At 73.8% G+C, this 15,956-nt stretch carries 11 protein-coding genes and 1 pseudogene; 9 read left to right on the top strand and 3 right to left on the bottom strand.

All coding sequences use genetic code 11. The features are described from left to right. Positions 1-136 precede the first annotated feature (136 nt). Positions 137-2,884 carry a molybdopterin-dependent oxidoreductase gene (locus tag ACFHWU_RS27255; protein WP_416592039.1) on the bottom strand — a complete coding sequence of 916 codons (2,748 nt, stop codon included), beginning with the start codon at positions 2,882-2,884 and terminating at the stop codon, positions 137-139. Further along, positions 2,881-3,717, bottom strand: a complete 837-nt coding sequence (locus tag ACFHWU_RS27250; RefSeq protein WP_416592038.1) for an FAD binding domain-containing protein — start codon at positions 3,715-3,717, stop codon at positions 2,881-2,883. The genes ACFHWU_RS27255 and ACFHWU_RS27250 overlap by 4 nt, the downstream gene beginning before the upstream one ends. 147 nt (positions 3,718-3,864) lie before the next feature. Between ACFHWU_RS27250 and ACFHWU_RS27245 the strand changes: the two genes are divergently transcribed. Together ACFHWU_RS27245 and ACFHWU_RS27240 are read left to right on the top strand one after the other, a co-directional pair. Beyond that, a complete protein-coding gene (locus ACFHWU_RS27245) occupies positions 3,865-4,563 on the top strand; it encodes a nucleotidyltransferase family protein (RefSeq protein WP_416557478.1) in 699 nt (232 codons plus the stop codon). After that, complete coding sequence (locus ACFHWU_RS27240) at positions 4,560-5,801, top strand: XdhC family protein (protein WP_416592037.1); 1,242 nt, start codon at positions 4,560-4,562, stop codon at positions 5,799-5,801. Before ACFHWU_RS27245 ends, ACFHWU_RS27240 begins: the two co-directional genes overlap by 4 nt. On the opposite strand, the pseudogene ACFHWU_RS27235 reads toward ACFHWU_RS27240, so the two are convergent. After that, positions 5,748-7,214, bottom strand: a pseudogene (locus tag ACFHWU_RS27235) (PucR family transcriptional regulator); the annotation flags it as partial. The gene ACFHWU_RS27240 and the pseudogene ACFHWU_RS27235 overlap by 54 nt on opposite strands. Positions 7,215-7,369: 155 nt before the next feature. Here ACFHWU_RS27235 and uraH point away from each other — a divergent pair. Genes uraH through alc form a run of 7 tightly spaced genes read left to right on the top strand, consistent with a single transcriptional unit; the run spans position 7,370 to position 15,790 of the window. Beyond that, positions 7,370-8,269 (top strand): hydroxyisourate hydrolase, encoded by a 900-nt coding sequence (gene uraH, locus ACFHWU_RS27230; protein ID WP_416592036.1) that lies wholly within the window; start codon positions 7,370-7,372, stop codon positions 8,267-8,269. Between the two features lie 4 nt (positions 8,270-8,273). Beyond that, a complete protein-coding gene (gene pucL, locus ACFHWU_RS27225) occupies positions 8,274-9,134 on the top strand; it encodes a factor-independent urate hydroxylase (RefSeq protein ID WP_416557475.1) in 861 nt (286 codons plus the stop codon). Continuing rightward, positions 9,131-10,531 carry an 8-oxoguanine deaminase gene (locus ACFHWU_RS27220; protein WP_416557474.1) on the top strand — a complete coding sequence of 467 codons (1,401 nt, stop codon included), beginning with the start codon at positions 9,131-9,133 and terminating at the stop codon, positions 10,529-10,531. The genes pucL and ACFHWU_RS27220 overlap by 4 nt, the downstream gene beginning before the upstream one ends. Further along, entirely contained in the window at positions 10,531-12,114 is a 1,584-nt protein-coding gene (aceB, locus tag ACFHWU_RS27215; protein ID WP_416592035.1) for a malate synthase A, read from the top strand. The genes ACFHWU_RS27220 and aceB overlap by 1 nt, the downstream gene beginning before the upstream one ends. Then, positions 12,114-13,400 (top strand): DUF6986 family protein, encoded by a 1,287-nt coding sequence (locus ACFHWU_RS27210; protein ID WP_416557472.1) that lies wholly within the window; start codon positions 12,114-12,116, stop codon positions 13,398-13,400. Before aceB ends, ACFHWU_RS27210 begins: the two co-directional genes overlap by 1 nt. Beyond that, the gene (allB, locus tag ACFHWU_RS27205) at positions 13,390-14,715 is read left to right on the top strand and encodes an allantoinase AllB (protein ID WP_416592034.1); all 1,326 of its coding nucleotides are present in this window, start codon (positions 13,390-13,392) and stop codon (positions 14,713-14,715) included. Before ACFHWU_RS27210 ends, allB begins: the two co-directional genes overlap by 11 nt. Next, complete coding sequence (gene alc / locus ACFHWU_RS27200; protein WP_416557470.1) at positions 14,705-15,790, top strand: allantoicase; 1,086 nt, start codon at positions 14,705-14,707, stop codon at positions 15,788-15,790. Before allB ends, alc begins: the two co-directional genes overlap by 11 nt. Positions 15,791-15,956: the final 166 nt, after the last annotated feature.

Here is a 15,956-nt window from a genome sequence, read left to right as displayed (position 1 = left end):
CTCCACCACCGTCGCCGGCCGCAAACCACCATCCAGATGGTCATGCAGCAGCACCTTCGGCGCCCGAACGATCTCCGCCAACGAAACAGCCACCATGCGAATCTATTCTTCCTTCAGTCGTTACTCGCCGATGTCATCACTCGCCGTCGGCCCGGCCGTGCTGCAGCCGGTCCCACACCCGGTCGGAGGTGAACGGCAGATCGGTGAAGCGGACTCCGGTCGCGTCCCGCAGCGCGTTCGCCAGCGCGGCGGCCACCGGATTGAACGGGCTCTCACTCATCGACTTCGCGCCCGCCGGCCCGAGCGGATCGCTGGTTCGGGCGAACAGCACCTCGGTGAGCGGCACGTCGGCATAGGTCGGCAGGTGGTAGCTGCGGAAATCGTCGGTGGTGACCCGACCCTGGTCGTCGATGTCCACATGTTCAGTGAGGGCGGCACCGAGAGCCTGCGCCACCCCACCTTCCACCTGCCCCCGGCACTGCATCGGGTTGAGCACCGTGCCGGCGTCCGCGCTGTGCACGCTGCGCAGGATTCGGATCTCCCCGGTGTCCGGGTCGACCGCTACCCGGAACCAGTGCGCGTCGAAGGCCACCGAGCGGTGCGCTCCGTCGGCGTGCCCCTCGGCGGTGAGCGGCCGGCCGGCCGTCGCTGCGGCCCGGGCCAAATCGACCAGATCGATCAGCCGGCCGGCGCACCGCACCGTTGTCGCGTCCACCCGGCACTCCCGCGGGTCGACGCCGGTCGCCCGCGCGGCGGCGTCGACCAGCACGTCCCGCAGTGCGACCGCGGCGCGCTGGGCGGCGGCGCCGGCCACCACGGTGCCGGTCGAGGCGAACGCCCCCGTGTCGTGACCGACCAGCGCGGTGTCCGACTGCCGGATCCGTATCCGGTCCACGGTGGTGGCCAGCGCGTCGGCGACCAACTGCCGGTGCACGGTGGTCGACCCGTTGCCGAACTCGGCCATCCCGATGTCCAACTGGTAGCCGCCGTCGGCGTCGAGGGTGACGCGGGCCCGGCCGTGGTGACCGCCCGGTGGTCCGGTGGCGATCATCGCCACCGCCATGCCGTCGCCGACCAGCCAGCCGGCTGCAACGTCCTCCTGCCGGATCTCGGTCCGGGCCCGCTGAATCAGCTCCAGGCACTGGTCCAGGCCGTAGCTGTGCACCCGTACGGTGTCGTCGTGCCCGACCGGGGTGACCAGCGGATCCTGCGGGCCGATCACGTTGCGGGCGCGGAACGCGACCGGATCGAACCCGAGCCGGCGGGCGAGCTCGTCCACGGCGGACTCCACCGCGAACGACACCTGACCCAGTCCGTAGCCGCGGAACGCGCCGGCCGGCACCGTGTTGGTGTAGACCGACCAACCGTCGACCTGCTTGTTCGCACACCGGTAGAGGGCCACCGACTCGCTGCAGCCGTGCGCCAGCACCGCCGGGCCGTGGTTGCCGTACGCGCCGGTGTCCGCGACCACGTGCAGCCGGATCGCGGTCAGCGTGCCGTCGCGGCACCCCGCCACCGTCACCCGGGTGTCGAACGGATGCCGGGTGGTCGCCGCGGTGAACTGTTCGGCCCTGGTGAACTCCAGTTTCACCGGTCGTCCGGTGCGCAGCGCGGCCAGCGCCGCCACGTCCTCGACGAGCATCTCCTGCTTGCCGCCGAACCCGCCGCCGACCCGGCCGGCGACCACCCGGACCTTCTCGGTTGGCAGGCCGAACAGCCGGGCCAGCGCCCGTCGGGTCAGGTACGGCGTCTGGGTGCTGGACCGCACGGTCAGTCCGCCGTCCGGCTCCGGCCAGGCGATCGCTCCGTGCGTCTCCAGGTGGGCGTGCTGCACCCGTTGGGTACGAAACGTCGCGGTGAAGACCTCGTCGGCGTCGGCCAGCGCCCGGTCGACGTCGCCGATCTCACCGTGCACCTCACCGGCCACGTTGTCCACTGGCCGGGCGATGCCGCTGACCGCCGGATCCAGGTCGTGCAGGACGGGCGCGCCCGGGAGCATCGCCGCCGCCGGGTCGAACACCGCCGGCAGCGGCTGATAGCTGACCCGGACCAGGTTGGCGGCCGTCTCGGCGGCCGCCTCGGTCTCGGCGACCACCGCCGCCACCCGCTGCCCGACGAAGCGGACCACGTCGTCAAGGAGCCGGGTGTCAGCCGGGTCCTCGCGCGGGTTCTCGTGCTGGGCGGTGGAGTACCGCAGGTCGGGGCAGTCGTGGTGGGTGAGTACCGCCAGGACCCCGGGTACCCGCACCGCGTCGTCGGTGTCGACGTCGACGATCCGGGCGTGCGGCACCGTCGAGCGGACCAACTTCAGGTGGGCCAGCCCGGGAACATCGACGTCGAAGGTGAACCGGGCGGTGCCGGTGACGATCTGCCGGGCGGCCGGGGCGGCCACGTTGCCGCCGACCGCCGGGCAGCCAGGGCCGCCGCCGGGGGTGCCGTCGGCGGTGCCGGTCACGTGCCGTACCCCGTCGAGCGCGTCGCGGACCGCCCGGTAGCCGGTGCACCGGCACAGGTTGCCCTTCAGCGCGCGCGGCAGGTCGGCGCGCTGGGTCTCGTCGAGCGCGGCCACCGTCATCACCAGCCCGGCGGTGCAGAACCCGCACTGGAATCCCTGCGCGTCGAGAAACCGCTGCTGCACCGGGTGCAGCGTGTCGCCGTCGGCCAGTCCTTCGACCGTGGTCACCGACCGGCCCTCGGCCCGTACCGCCGGGTAGACACAGCTGTGTACCGGGACTCCGTCGACGTGTACGGTGCACGCCCCGCAGTCCCCGGCGTCGCAGCCCTTCTTCACGCCGTACCAGCCCTGGTCGCGTAGGAACGTGCGCAGGCACTGGCCGGCGGCCGGTTCCCCGACGGCGGCGGTGCCGTTCACCACGACGTTCACCGGCCGTCCTCGCCGTCGGTGCCGGCCGCGGCCAGTTCGGCCCGGACCTGGTCGGCCATCCGCAGCGTGCGGTGCCGCCGCCAGCGCGGCAGGCCGTGCACGTCGTCGACCCAGCCGGCGGCGGCGCATCCGGCGTCGACCCGGTCCAGCAGTTCGGACCCGGTCGGTGCGGCCGGCAGCGACAGCACCACCGGGCGGCGGGTGGCTGCGGTCACCGACATCGTCCACCCGCCGGTGTCCTGGTCGACCGAGCCGATGACCAGCGCCGCCGACCGGCCGTGCCGGAAATGCGACGCCCGGCGCATCGCGTACCGGGCTCGAGCGGCGGCTGCCGGCAGCCGGACGCTGCGCAGGTACTCGCCGGTGTCGAGCACTGTTGCACCGACGTCGCGGATGAATCCGTCGGCGGGCACCCGGCGCTGCCCGCAGGTCAGGTCGGTGAGCAGGTACTCGGCCCGGGTCGCCACCGCCAGCGACGTCATCGGACCGGCCGGCAGCGCCGCACAGATGTTGCCGCCGACGGTTGCCACGTTCCAAATCTTGCGGGAGGCGAGGAACGCGTCGCAGCAGCCGGCGACCAGCGCCGTCACCCGGTTCCAGCCGGGCGGCGGGGCGAACCGGGCGAGCTCGGCGACGGTGCAGGTAGCGGCGATCTCCAGCCCGTCGTAATCGATCCGGATCGACGGCCAGCGCAGCCGGGTCAGGTCACGCAGCCGGCGCACCCCGGGCTGAGGTTGCGAGAACAGGTAGCTGCCGCCGGCGAGCCAGCGGTCACCGGGGCGCCAGGCGTCGGCGTCGGCGTCGATCACGTCGGAGACGGTATGCAGATCCACGGTCCGCATCGTCCGTCGCCGCCGTCGGCCCGGACAATGACGGCGAAACACAATCCCGACCCGCCGATCAGCCGGGTGGTTGGACGAAGCTACAAGGCGTACCCGGGTGCCTTGACCGGGTGATCAGCCGCTGCCCATCGTTGACGGGTGCTTGCCGGAATCGTCCTCGCCGCCGGCGCCGGCCACCGCTACGGTCGGCCCAAGGCGCTGGTCCGTCTCAACGGGACCCTGTTGGTGTCCCGGGCCGTCGAGACGCTGCGCTCGGCCGGCTGCCGGCCGGTGATCGTGGTGCTCGGCGCGGCGGCCGACGCGGTGTGCACCAGTGCCGACCTGGCCGGTGCCGTGCCGGCGGTCAACCCGGACTGGGCCACCGGGATGGGCTCGTCGTTGCGGGTCGGCCTGGCGGCGGTGGGCACCAGCCCGGCGGACGCTGCGGCCGTCCTGCTGGTCGACATGCCGGGGATCGGTCCAGCGGCGGTCCGCCGGGTGGCGGCCGGCGCCGATCGGCGGACGCTGGCTGCGGCCAGCTACGTCGACGGGCGGCCGGGGCATCCCGTGGTGCTTGGTCGGGCACACTGGACGGCGGTGGCGGCGTCGGCGACCGGTGACACCGGCGCCCGCGACTATCTGCGGGCCCACCCCGACCAGCTGCGTCTGGTGCCGTGCGGCGACGTGGCCGACCCGACCGACCTGGACCGGCCCGGTGACCTGGCCCGGTTCCCGGACCCCGACCGGTTCGCCGGCCCGGCCCGGTTCCCGGAGCCCGACCGGTTCGCCGACCTCGACCGGCTCATCGAGGGCGGCGGGTCCGGCGGTGCATCGGCCCGGACGGTGGCGACCGGATGATCGGGCCGGTCCTCGACGAGGCGATGCGCTGGTGGTATGCCGGTGAGCAGGTGGCCGTCGCGACGGTGACCGCCACCGCCGGTAGCGCACCCCGGCCACCGGGCACCAGCATGCTCGTGGCCCCGGACGGTACGGTCACCGGAAGCGTCTCGGCCGGCTGCGTCGAGGCCGCCATCTACCAGCTGTGCCGTACCGTGCTGGAGACCGGCGAGGGGCGGCTGGCGCGCTTCGGCGACACCGGCGACGAGCTCTTCGACCCCGGTCTCACCTGCGGCGGCACCATCGAGGTGTACGTGCAGCGGGTGGACCGCGACAGCGTGCCGCAGCTGGAGCGGCTGCATGCGGCGACCCGGGCCGCCCGCCCGGTCGCGGTCGTCATCTGCCTCACCGGGCCGCCAGTCAGCCAGGGCTGTTGGCTGCTCGTCGACGCCGAAGGTCAGTGGGGTTCGCTCGGCGGGCCGACGCTGGACGCGGCGGCGGTCCGGGTCGCCCGCCCGGCGCTGGACACCGGGCGCACCACGCTCGCCCAGCCTGCCGCCGGCACCACCCTGCTGGTCCTCGCCATCCTGCCACCGCCCCGGATGATCATCTGCGGGGCGACCGAGTTCACCGCCGCGCTGGCCCGGCAGGGCCGGTTCCTCGGCTACCGAGTGACGGTCTGCGACGCCCGGGCGGTCTTCACCACCCGGCAGCGGTTCCCGGACGCCGACGACGTGGTCGTCGACTGGCCGCACCGTTATCTGAGCGTCGAGGCCGCCGCCGGTCGGGTCGACCCGCGTACGGTGCTCTGCGTACTCACCCACGATCCGAAGTTCGACGTACCGCTGCTGCGGACCGCGCTCGACCTGCCGCTGGCCTACCTCGGGGCGATGGGGTCCCGGCGCAGCGCCGCCGACCGGGCGGCCCGGCTGCGTGCCGTCGGGGTGCCGCCGGCTGTGCTGACCCGGCTGTCCGCGCCGATCGGGCTGGACCTGGGGGCGGTGACCCCGGAGGAGACCGCGGTCAGCATCGCCGCCGAGATCGTCGCGGCCCGCAGCGGCCGCGACGGCGGACGGCTGACCGGCGGCCGGGGCTCGATCCATCCGACGGAGTACGGGCCTGCGGCGCACGGGTCAGCTGGCGGTGAGCCGCAACGCCAGGAAGAAGTCCACCCGGTCCTCGAACCGGCCGAGGTCCCGGCCGGTCAACTGCTCTATCCGACCGATCCGGTACCGCAACGTGTTGACGTGCACATGTAGCCGTTGCGCGCAGCGGCTCCACGATCCGTCGCAGTCGAGAAATGCCGACAGCGTACGCAGCAGGTCGGCATGGTGCGCCCGGTCGTACTCCTCGACCGGCCCTAGCAGCCGGCCGCGGAACCCCTGCCGGGTGCCGGCCGGCACCCCGGCCAGCAGCAGCGAATGCGACGCGAGGTCACCGGCGGCCACCACACTGACCGGGCCGGTCGCGGTGCCGGTGGCGGATCGATGCGCGTGCAGCGCCTCCTCGACCGCCCCGCCCAGCCCGGCGGCACCCACGCCGGCGGCGGAGACACCCATGATGAGCCGGCCGCCGCGCAGCCCTGGCGCCATCCGGTCGGCGGCGGCGACCAGCGCCGAACCTATGGTGCCGGCGCCCTGCGGAGCCAGCGCCAGCACGGCGAGCGCCCCCGAGGGCAGGTCGGGTTCGAGGACGGCGACTGCCCGGTCGGGTGCCAGCCGGCTGAGGAACTCGTCGACCACGGCGACGGTCAGCGTCGCCGGTGCGCGCATCCCGTCCAGCGTGGCGGCGACCGCGACGAACGTGGCGTCCGGGTCGAGCCGGGCGGCCAGCAGCGCGGCCCGCAGCCCGGCGAGGTCCCCCGGCGCCCGTAGTGCCGTGCGCAGCTGACCGGCTAACCGTGCCTCCACCCGGGCGGCCTCGTCCAGGTGCGCCCGTTCCAGCGCCACCACGCTGGTCAGTTCGTCGACCGTGCCGGGCAGCGTGTCGAGCGCGCCACGGCAGGCCACCATCCAGGCAGCCAGCCGGTGCTCGGCCCGGCCGGGCACCCCGAACACGGAGAACCGCGCACCATCGACCGTCACCGTCGCGGGCAGCCGCCGCGCGGTCAGGAAGGCGCGGCTCAGCGCGTCGGCGACCGGATCGGCCAGCTCGGCCGTTCCGGCCACCACCCGGCCGCTGGTGGTCAACGTCCAGCAGTCGGTGTCGATCGCCGCTGCGACGGTCGGCAGCAGATCGGTCAGCCGGGCGCCGGCGGCCATCGCGGCGACCAGTCCGCGCTGCCGGCCCAGCACCGCCGCCAGCGAGCTGGCCCGCTGCGCCCACAGGGTCGGGTGAACGTCGTCGATGATGTCGCGGAACGACACGTCGGCGGGCACCTCGAACAGCGGTAGCCGGTGCCGGCGGCAGGCGGCGACCAGATCGCGGGGCACGCTGCCGTGCAGCGCCTCACCCGCGCCCAGCGCGGTCACCCCGGCGGCGGCCAGCGCCGCGACGAAGACCTCGGAATCGGCCGGCCCCCGGTGCCACATAAGGCCGGTGAGCACCAGGTCTGCGGTGGCCACGTAGCGGCCCGGGTCGGGCAGGTCGATGACGTTGACCCGGCCGACGGTGCGGTCCCGACCGTCGTCGCCGGTCAGCGGCACCAGCTTCAGATGGGCCTTGTCGAGCACGTCGGCCAGCAGCACAGGGGTCGCCTCCGGTCACGGTGATTGGATGAACCTCCAAAAACCGTACGGTGACGATGTTTCGTCTTTGGTTCCTGCGCCGCTATCGGCCGGCTCGCCGCAACTGCTTGACTGCTGCTGCCCAGCGAAAGGGGACCGGATTGGACCGCGGACTCGACGTGTTCAACACGCTGCCCGCCGATGACGTGCGGGAACTGCTGCTCAGCTGCTGCGCCGCGCCCGGCTGGGCCGCCGCCGTGACGGCCGGCCGGCCGTACGCCGACCAGGCGGCGCTGACCGCCGCCGCGAGGGCGCAGGTCGGTGCGCTGCCCTGGCCGGAGGTGGCCGACGCGGTCGCCGCCCACCCGCGGATCGGTCGGCCGCCCACCGGCACCGGCCGGGACGCGGAGTGGTCCCGTCGCGAGCAGGCGGCGGCGACGGCCGCTTCCGGCACGGTCGCTTCCGGCCCCGGCCCCGGCCCCGGCCCCGGCACCGTCGCTTCCGGCCCCGGCGTCGCGACCGAACTGGCTGAGGTCAACGACGCCTACGAGCAGCGGTTCGGGTACCGCTTCCTGATCTTCGCGAACGGCCGTGGCGCCGCCGAACTGGTGGCCGCCGCCCGGCAGCGGCTGCACCACGACCCGGACACCGAGCAGGGCGTGGTCCGCACCGAGCTCGGCGACATCGCCGCGCTGCGCCTGGGCCGGCTGGTCGACGACATGGCCGCGCCGGCGCCGCTGTCCAGCCACGTGCTGGACACCACCACCGGCACCCCGGCGACCGGTATCACCGTGCGACTCGACGCCGCCGACCCGGAGGGCGGCTGGCGCACCGTCGCCACCGGACACACCGACGCCGACGGCCGGCTGCGGGACTGGGTGCCGGGCGCCGGCTGGGCAGCCGGGACGTACCGGCTGGTGTTCGACGTGGCCGACCGACTCGGGGCGGACGCCTTCTACACCGAGATCCCGGTGGTGTTCACCGTTCGCGACGCCGCCCGCCACCACCACGTACCGCTGCTGCTGAGCCCGTACGGCTACACCACCTACCGAGGGAGCTGACCGGATGGGAATCGTTCTGGGGCCGAACCGGTACGGCAAGGCACAGACCCGGGTGGTCCGGGTGGACCGCGACGGCGACCGGCACACCCTGCGCGACCTCAACGTCTCCGTCGCGCTCGCCGGTGACCTCGCCGCCACCCACCTCACCGGCGACAACAGCCAGGTGCTGCCGACCGACACGCAGAAGAACACGGTGTACGCGTTCGCCCGTCGCCACGGTATCGCCAGCGCCGAGGACTTCGGCCTGCTGCTGGCCCGGCACTTCGTGGACAGCCAGCCCGACATCACCCGGGCCCGCGTCGACATCGAACAGTACGACTGGCGACGGCTCGGGCCGCACTCGTTCGAACGCGACGGCGGGTCCACCCGGACCGCCACGGTCCGCTACGACGGCGACCGGGCGGAGGTGATCGCCGGCCTGTCCGACCTGGTCCTGCTCAACTCCACCGACTCGGAATTCCGGGGCTACGTCGTTGACCCGTACACCACCCTGCCGGAGACCGCCGACCGGATTCTCGCCACTGCCGTGGACGCCCGGTGGCGCTACGCCGGCACCGCGCCGCCCGGCGGCTTCGACGCCGCCCACGCAGCGGTACGCCAGGCGCTGGTCGACGCGTTCGTCGGCACCTACAGCCGGTCCCTGCAGCAGACGCTGTACGCGATGGGTGAGCGGGTGCTGACCGACCGGCCCGACGTGGTGGAGGTGCGGCTGGCCCTGCCGAACAAGCACCACCTGCTGGTCGACCTGAGCCCGTTCGGCCTGGACAACCCGAACAGCGTGTTCGTCGCCGCCGACCGGCCGTACGGGCTGATCGAGGGCACCGTCACCCGCGACGACGCGCCGCCGGAGCTGGGGCAGTGGTGATCGTCGTCACCGGCGCCGCCGTCGCCACGGTCGACGTCGCCGGCACCGAGCACCGCGACGGGCATCTCGTCGTCGGCGACGACGGTCGGATCGCCGCCGTCGGCCCCGGCGACGTGCCCACCGGCCTGCTCGACACGCTCACCGGCGGGGATCCGCGCCGGGTACGCCGGATCGACGCCACCGGCTGCCTGGCCACCCCCGGTCTGGTCAACACCCACCACCACCTCTACCAGTGGGCCACCCGGGGCCTGGCCCAGCAGCAGAACCTGTTCGGCTGGCTGACCACCCTCTACCCGGTCTGGTCCCGGCTGGACGCCGACACGGTGCACGCCGCCGCCGCGGCCAACCTCGGCTGGCTGGCGCTGTCCGGCTGCACCACCAGCACCGACCACCACTACGTCTTTCCCCGCGACGGCGGTGACCTGTTCGCCGCCGAGATCGCCGCCGCGCGCCGGATCGGGCTGCGGTTCCATCCCTGCCGGGGTTCGATGGACCTCGGCCGCTCGGCCGGTGGGCTGCCCCCGGACTCCACCGTGGAGGACACCGACGCCGCGCTGGCCGCTACTGAGGCGGCGATCGACCGCTGGCACGACCCGGCACCGGACTCGATGCTGCGGGTCGCCGTGGCCCCCTGCTCGCCGTTCTCGGTCACCCCCCGGCTGATGCGCGAGTCGGCCGAACTGGCCCGCCGCCGGGGGGTCCGGCTGCACACCCACCTCGCCGAGACCGTCGAGGAGGAGGAGTACTGCCGGACCACGCACGGCTGCACCCCGGTGCAGTACGCCGAACAGCTCGGCTGGCTCGGTGACGACGTGTGGCTGGCGCACGGCGTCCACCTCGACGACGCGGCGGTGGCCCGGCTCGGCGCCACCGGCACCGGCGTCGCGCACTGTCCCAGCTCCAACGCCCGGCTCGGGGCCGGCACCGCCCGGGTGACCGATCTGCTCGCCGCCGGCGTACCGGTCGGCCTGGGCGTCGACGGCGCCGCCAGTCAGGAGGTCGGCCACCTCGGTGCGGAGCTGCGCCAGTCGCTGTACGCCGCCCGGCTGCGTGGCGGACCCGCTGCGCTGACCGCCCGCGACGCCCTCGCGCTGGGGACCATCGGCGGCGCACGTTGCCTGGGCCGGGCGGCCGAGACCGGCTCGCTGGAGGTGGGCAAGCTCGCCGACATCGCGCTGTGGCGGGTCGACGGGCTGGGCCATGCCGGCATCGACGACCCGGTCGCCGCGCTGGTGCTCGGCCCACCCGCCCCGGTGGAGCTGCTGCTGGTCGGTGGCCGGCGGGTCGTCGAACGCGGCGAGCTGCGTACCGCCGACGCCGCCGACCTGGCCCGCGAGGCCGCCCGTACGCACCGGACCCTGATGTCCCCGGTCCCATCGAACAGGAGTGACCTCTGATGCCCCGCAGCCAGGTCGACCCGCTGCCACCTACCGGCGACGTGCTGACCGGTGACGCGGTGGCCTTCCTCACCGGACTGCACCGCCGGTTCGCCGGCCGGCGGACCGAGCTGCTCGCCTCCCGTGGTCGCCGCCGGGCCGACAGCGCCCGCACCGGCCGGTTGGACTTCCGGGCCGACACCGCGCCGGTACGGGCCGGCAGCTGGACGGTGCCGCCGCCCCCGCCCGACCTGGCCGACCGGCGGGTGGAGATCACCGGTCCCACCGACCGGAAGATGACCGTCAACGCGTTGAACTCCGGTGCCCGGGTCTGGCTGGCCGACTTGGAGGACGCGAACACCCCGCACTGGGCGAACGTGATCGACGGGCAACGCAACCTCGCCGACGCCGTCCGGCGCACCATCGAGCTGCGGACCGAGACGAAGACCTACCGGCTCGGCCCCGGGCCGTACCCGACGATCGTGGTCCGGCCCCGTGGCTGGCACCTCGACGAGCGGCACCTCGTCTTCGACGGTGCGCCGGCCGTCGGCGCGCTGGTCGACGCCGGCCTGTACCTGTTCCACAACGCCGCAGAGCTGCTGCGCCGGGGCAGCGGCCCCTACCTCTACCTGGCCAAGACGGAGAGCCACGAGGAGGCCGCGCTGTGGCATGACGTGTTCGTCCATGTCGAGCAGACGCTCGGCCTGCCGGCCGGGAGCATCCGGGCCACCGTGCTGATCGAGACGATCACCGCGGCGTTCGAGATGGACGAGATCCTGTGGGCACTCGGCCCGTACGCCGCCGGGCTCAACGCCGGTCGGTGGGACTACCTCTTCAGCATCATCAAGAACTTCCGCGACGCCGGCGAGCGGTTCGTGCTGCCGGACCGGGCGGCGGTCACGATGACCGCGCCGTTCATGCGCGCCTACACCGAACTGCTGGTCGCCACCTGCCACCGGCGGGGTGCGATGGCGATCGGCGGCATGTCGGCCTTCATCCCCAACCGGCGGGACGCCGACGTCACCGCCCGCGCCGTCGACCAGGTCCGGGCCGACAAACGTCGGGAGGCCGCCGACGGCTTCGACGGGTCCTGGGTCGCCCACCCCGACCTGGTGCCGGCCTGCCGCGAGGTGTTCGACGAGGTCCTCGGCGACCGGCCCAACCAGCTCGACCGGCAACGCCCGGACGTGTCGGTCACCGCCGCGCAACTGCTGGACGTCGCCGCCACCGGCGGTGCCGTGACCGAGGCCGGGCTGCGTGCGAACGTCGCCGTCGCGGTGCGCTACCTGGAGGCCTGGCTGCGCGGCAACGGCGCGGTGGCGATCGACAACCTGATGGAGGACGCGGCCACCGCCGAGATCTCCCGGTCGCAGATCTGGCAGTGGATCCGCAACGGGGTACGGCTGCCCGACGGCACCCTGGTGACCGCCGATCTGGTCCGGGCCATCGGCGACGCCGAACTCGCCGCGATCCGCGCCGCGCTGACCGAACCGGACTGGGCGGCGAGTCGGTTCCCGCAGGCCCGGGCGTTGTTCGAGGAGGTCGCCCTTGGTCCCGACTACGTCGACTTCCTGACCCTGCCGGCGTACCGGTTGATCGACTGATGGCCCGGCTCGATCCGGCGGTGTACGCCGCGTTGGACGACCGGCTCGCCGACGTTGACGCCGCGCTGCGGGTCCGCTATCCGGGCGAGGCGTCGGGGCACCAGCCGGTGCACACCGTGTACGTGCCCGCCGACCGGGTCACCGCCGACCTGTTGCCGACCTGGGGCGCGGCGGCGTTGGCCGCGCTGGACGCCCATCCGCCGGCACCGTACCCGGTCGAGCTGGACCGACGGGTACGCGCCAAACTGGCCCGCGAGCCGGTCGAGGACCTGCGCATCGACGTCGAGGACGGGTACGGCGTACGCGACGACGCCACCGAGGACGCCGACCTGCGGGCCGCGGCACGTGCGTTGACCGAGGCACGGGCCGCCGGCGTGGGCCCACCCCGCGTCGGGGTGCGGATCAAGTGTCTGGAGGCGGCCACCCGGCGGCGGGCGGTCCGCAGCCTCGACCTTTTTCTGGACGCCTGCGCTGGGCCGCCCGACGGCTTCGTGGTCACCCTGCCGAAGGTGAGCCACCCGGCCCAGGTCGCCGCGATGGTCGACGTCTGCGGCCGGCTGGAGCAGGCGTACGGGCTGGTGGACGGGGCGCTGCGGTTCGAGATCCAGATTGAGACTCCGGCGGCGATTCTCGCTCCCGACGGCACCGCGACCGTCGCCCGGCTGATCGGTGAGTCAGCCGGACGGTGTGCCGGACTCCACTTCGGCACCTACGACTACGGAACCGCCTGCGGCATCGCCGCCGATTACCTGAGTATGGACCATCCAAGTTCCGACCACGCGAAAGCCGTCATGCAGGTGGCCGCCGCCGGCACCGGTGTACCGCTCAGCGACGGCTCCACCAACATCCTGCCGGTCGGCGACACCGCGACCGTGCGCTCCGCCTGGCAGCGCCACGCCGATCTGGTCCGCAGATCCCTGGAACGCGGCTTCTACCAGGGCTGGGACCTGCACCCGCACCAGTTGCCGACCCGGTTCGCGGCGACCTACGCCTTCTACCGTGCCGGCCGGGAGCAAACCGTCCGGCGGCTCGACGCCTACCTCGCCCGCCGGTCCGGCGGAATTCTCGACGAGCCGGCGACCGCCCGGGCGCTGGCCCGGTTCCTGCTGCGCGGGCTGGACTGCGGCGCTGTCGACCCGGCCGACGCCGGCTTCGACCGCACGGTACTGACCACCCTGGCCGGTCCGGGCGCCACCGAGGTCGCCCCGACCGCCGACCGCGATGCCGGGCCGACCGCCCACCTGCCGACCGCGTCCGGTGAGGAGCCCACCGACCATGCCCGTTGATCTGGTACTGCGGTCTCGCCGCACGGTGCTGCCCGACGGTGAGCGTCCGGCCGCAATCGCCGTCGGCGACGGTCGGATCGTCGCCGTCGCCGACTATCGGGAACACGTGCCGGCGACGGTCGACAGCGACCTCGGCAACGTCGCGCTGCTGCCCGGACTCGTCGACACCCACGTGCACGTCAACGAACCCGGTCGTACCGAGTGGGAAGGATTCTCCACCGCCACCCTGGCCGCCGCCTCCGGTGGCGTCACCACCATCGTCGACATGCCGTTGAACAGCCTTCCGCCGACCGTCGACCCGGCCGCGCTGGCCGTCAAACGGCGGGCCGCCGCCGGGCAGTGCCATGTCGACGTCGGCTTCTGGGGCGGCGCGGTCCCCGGCAACCAGCAGGTGATGCCCGACCTGTACGCCGCCGGGGTCTTCGGGTTCAAGGCGTTCCTCTCCGACTCCGGGGTGCCGGAGTTCCCCCCACTGGACACCGGTCAGCTCGCCGCCGCGTTGGCGGCCGTACCCGCCCTGTTCGTGGTGCACGCCGAGCAACCCGACCAGCTCATGGCCGCCGCCTCCTCGACCCGCTACCGGGACTTCCTCGCCAGCCGGCCGCCGGCGGCCGAGATCGAGGCGGTCACCGCCGCCATCGACGTCGCCCGCCGGGTCGGTGCCCGGCTGCACATCCTGCACCTGTCCGCTGCCGGCGCGGTGCCGGTGCTGGCCGCTGCCCGGCGGGCCGGGGTGCCGGTCAGCGCCGAGACCTGCCCGCACTACCTGACCCTGGCCGCCGAGGAGATCCCGGACGGGGCCACCGAGTTCAAGTGCTGTCCGCCGATCCGGCAACGCGACAACCAGGACGCGCTGTGGGCAGCCCTGGCCGACGGCACCATCTCGTGCGTGGTCTCCGACCATTCACCCTGCCCGCCCGCGCTGAAGGCACCCGACACCGGGGATTTTGCCGCCGCCTGGGGCGGTATCGCCTCGGTGCAGATGGGGCTGCCGGCAATCTGGACCGAAGCCCGTCGGCGCGGGTTCGGTCTCGGTGACGTGGTCCGGTGGATGTGCCAGGGGCCGGCCGACCTGGTGGGGCTGCCCACCAAGGGCCGGCTCGTCGTCGGCGCCGACGCCGATCTGGTCGCCTTCGACCCGGCGCCGAGCTACGACGTCGATCCCGGCCGGCTGCGGCAACGTCATCCGATCACCCCGTACGCCGGACGACGCCTGACCGGCATCGTCCGGGCCACCTGGCTGCGCGGCGCACCGGTCACCCCGGATGCGCCGCGCGGCCGCCTGTTGTCGCGAGAGGGGACCGTTGACCGGTAGTCACGTATCCACGCCACCGCCCGGTCCGCCGGACGGGCCTGACCCGACCCGACTGCCCGACCTGGCGTCCCGCGCCCTCGGCGGGGGAGTGGTCGCCGCCAACGACGAGTTCTTCGCCGCCGCCGACAACCTGGTCGACCCGCGCCCGCCGGTCTTCGCCGCCGGCACCTTCGGGGCGAAGGGCCAGGTGTACGACGGTTGGGAAACCCGCCGCCGTCGCCAACCCGGCGCGGACCACGCCGTCGTCCGGCTCGGTGCCCCGGGGGTGGTCCGGGCCGTGCTGATCGACACCGCGCACTTCACCGGCAACTACCCGCCGTACGCGGCGGTGGACGGTTGCTCACTCGACGGCTATCCCAGGCCGCAGGAACTCGCCGCGGCGCGGTGGACCCCGCTGGTGCCCCGCACCGCGCTGGCCGGGGACAGCCAGCTGGTCGTCCCGGTCGACGTGCCGGCACGGCAGACCCACGTACGGTTGACGATCTTTCCCGACGGCGGGGTCGCCCGGCTGCGGGTGTACGGCGAGCCGGTGCCCGACCCGGATCTGCTGACCGAGGTGCTCGACCTTGCCGCGGTCGAGCACGGTGGCCGGGTCGAGGCGTGCAGCGACCGGTTCTACGGATCCCCGCAGCAGCTGCTGCTACCCGGGCCGGCCCGCACGATGGGCGAGGGCTGGGAGACCGCCCGCCGCCGCGACGACGGCAACGACTGGGTCCAGGTCCGGCTCTGTGCCGTCGGCGTCGTCGAGTTCGTCGAGCTGGACACCAGCCACTTCAAGGGCAACGCCCCGGCGGCGGCCCGGCTGCTCGGCACCGACCTCACCGGCACCGATCCGGCCCTCGACGGCGGCTCCGGCGTTGACTCCACCGACTGGCCGGAGCTGCTGCCGTTGACCCCGTTGCAGCCGGACACCCGGCACCGTTTCCGGCTGGACCGGCCCCGCCCGGTCAGCCACGTCCGGCTGGACATCCATCCCGACGGCGGGATGGCCCGGCTGCGCCTGTTCGGCCGGCTCACCACCGTCGGCGCCGCCGACCTAGCCGCCCGATACCGGACGGCGGCTGCGGCCGGCTGACCTGGCCTGGGCATACGTCGAAGGGCCGGACCCCGGGTACGGGGTCCGGCCCTCACGCTGAGCTTGGGTGTCTCGGGTCAGCTGTTCCAGTGCTGGGCGACCAGTTCGGCGGCCTGGGTCTCCCACTGGGCGTAGTGGTCCGGGTACGCCGACACCTGGACGGTCT

Source organism: Micromonospora sp. LOL_015, assembly GCF_048060275.1.
Classification (GTDB): domain Bacteria; phylum Actinomycetota; class Actinomycetes; order Mycobacteriales; family Micromonosporaceae; genus Micromonospora_E.
Note: the sequence above shows the minus strand (reverse complement) of the source record. Positions and strands in the feature narration are given on the sequence as shown.

Coding starts and splice junctions, on each gene's coding strand:
- ACFHWU_RS27240 (WP_416592037.1), top strand. CDS start 4,560: ATGATCGGGCCGGTCCTCGACGAGGCGATGCGCTGGTGGTATGCCGGT.
- pucL (WP_416557475.1), top strand. CDS start 8,274: ATGGGAATCGTTCTGGGGCCGAACCGGTACGGCAAGGCACAGACCCGG.
- aceB (WP_416592035.1), top strand. CDS start 10,531: ATGCCCCGCAGCCAGGTCGACCCGCTGCCACCTACCGGCGACGTGCTG.
- ACFHWU_RS27210 (WP_416557472.1), top strand. CDS start 12,114: ATGGCCCGGCTCGATCCGGCGGTGTACGCCGCGTTGGACGACCGGCTC.
- allB (WP_416592034.1), top strand. CDS start 13,390: ATGCCCGTTGATCTGGTACTGCGGTCTCGCCGCACGGTGCTGCCCGAC.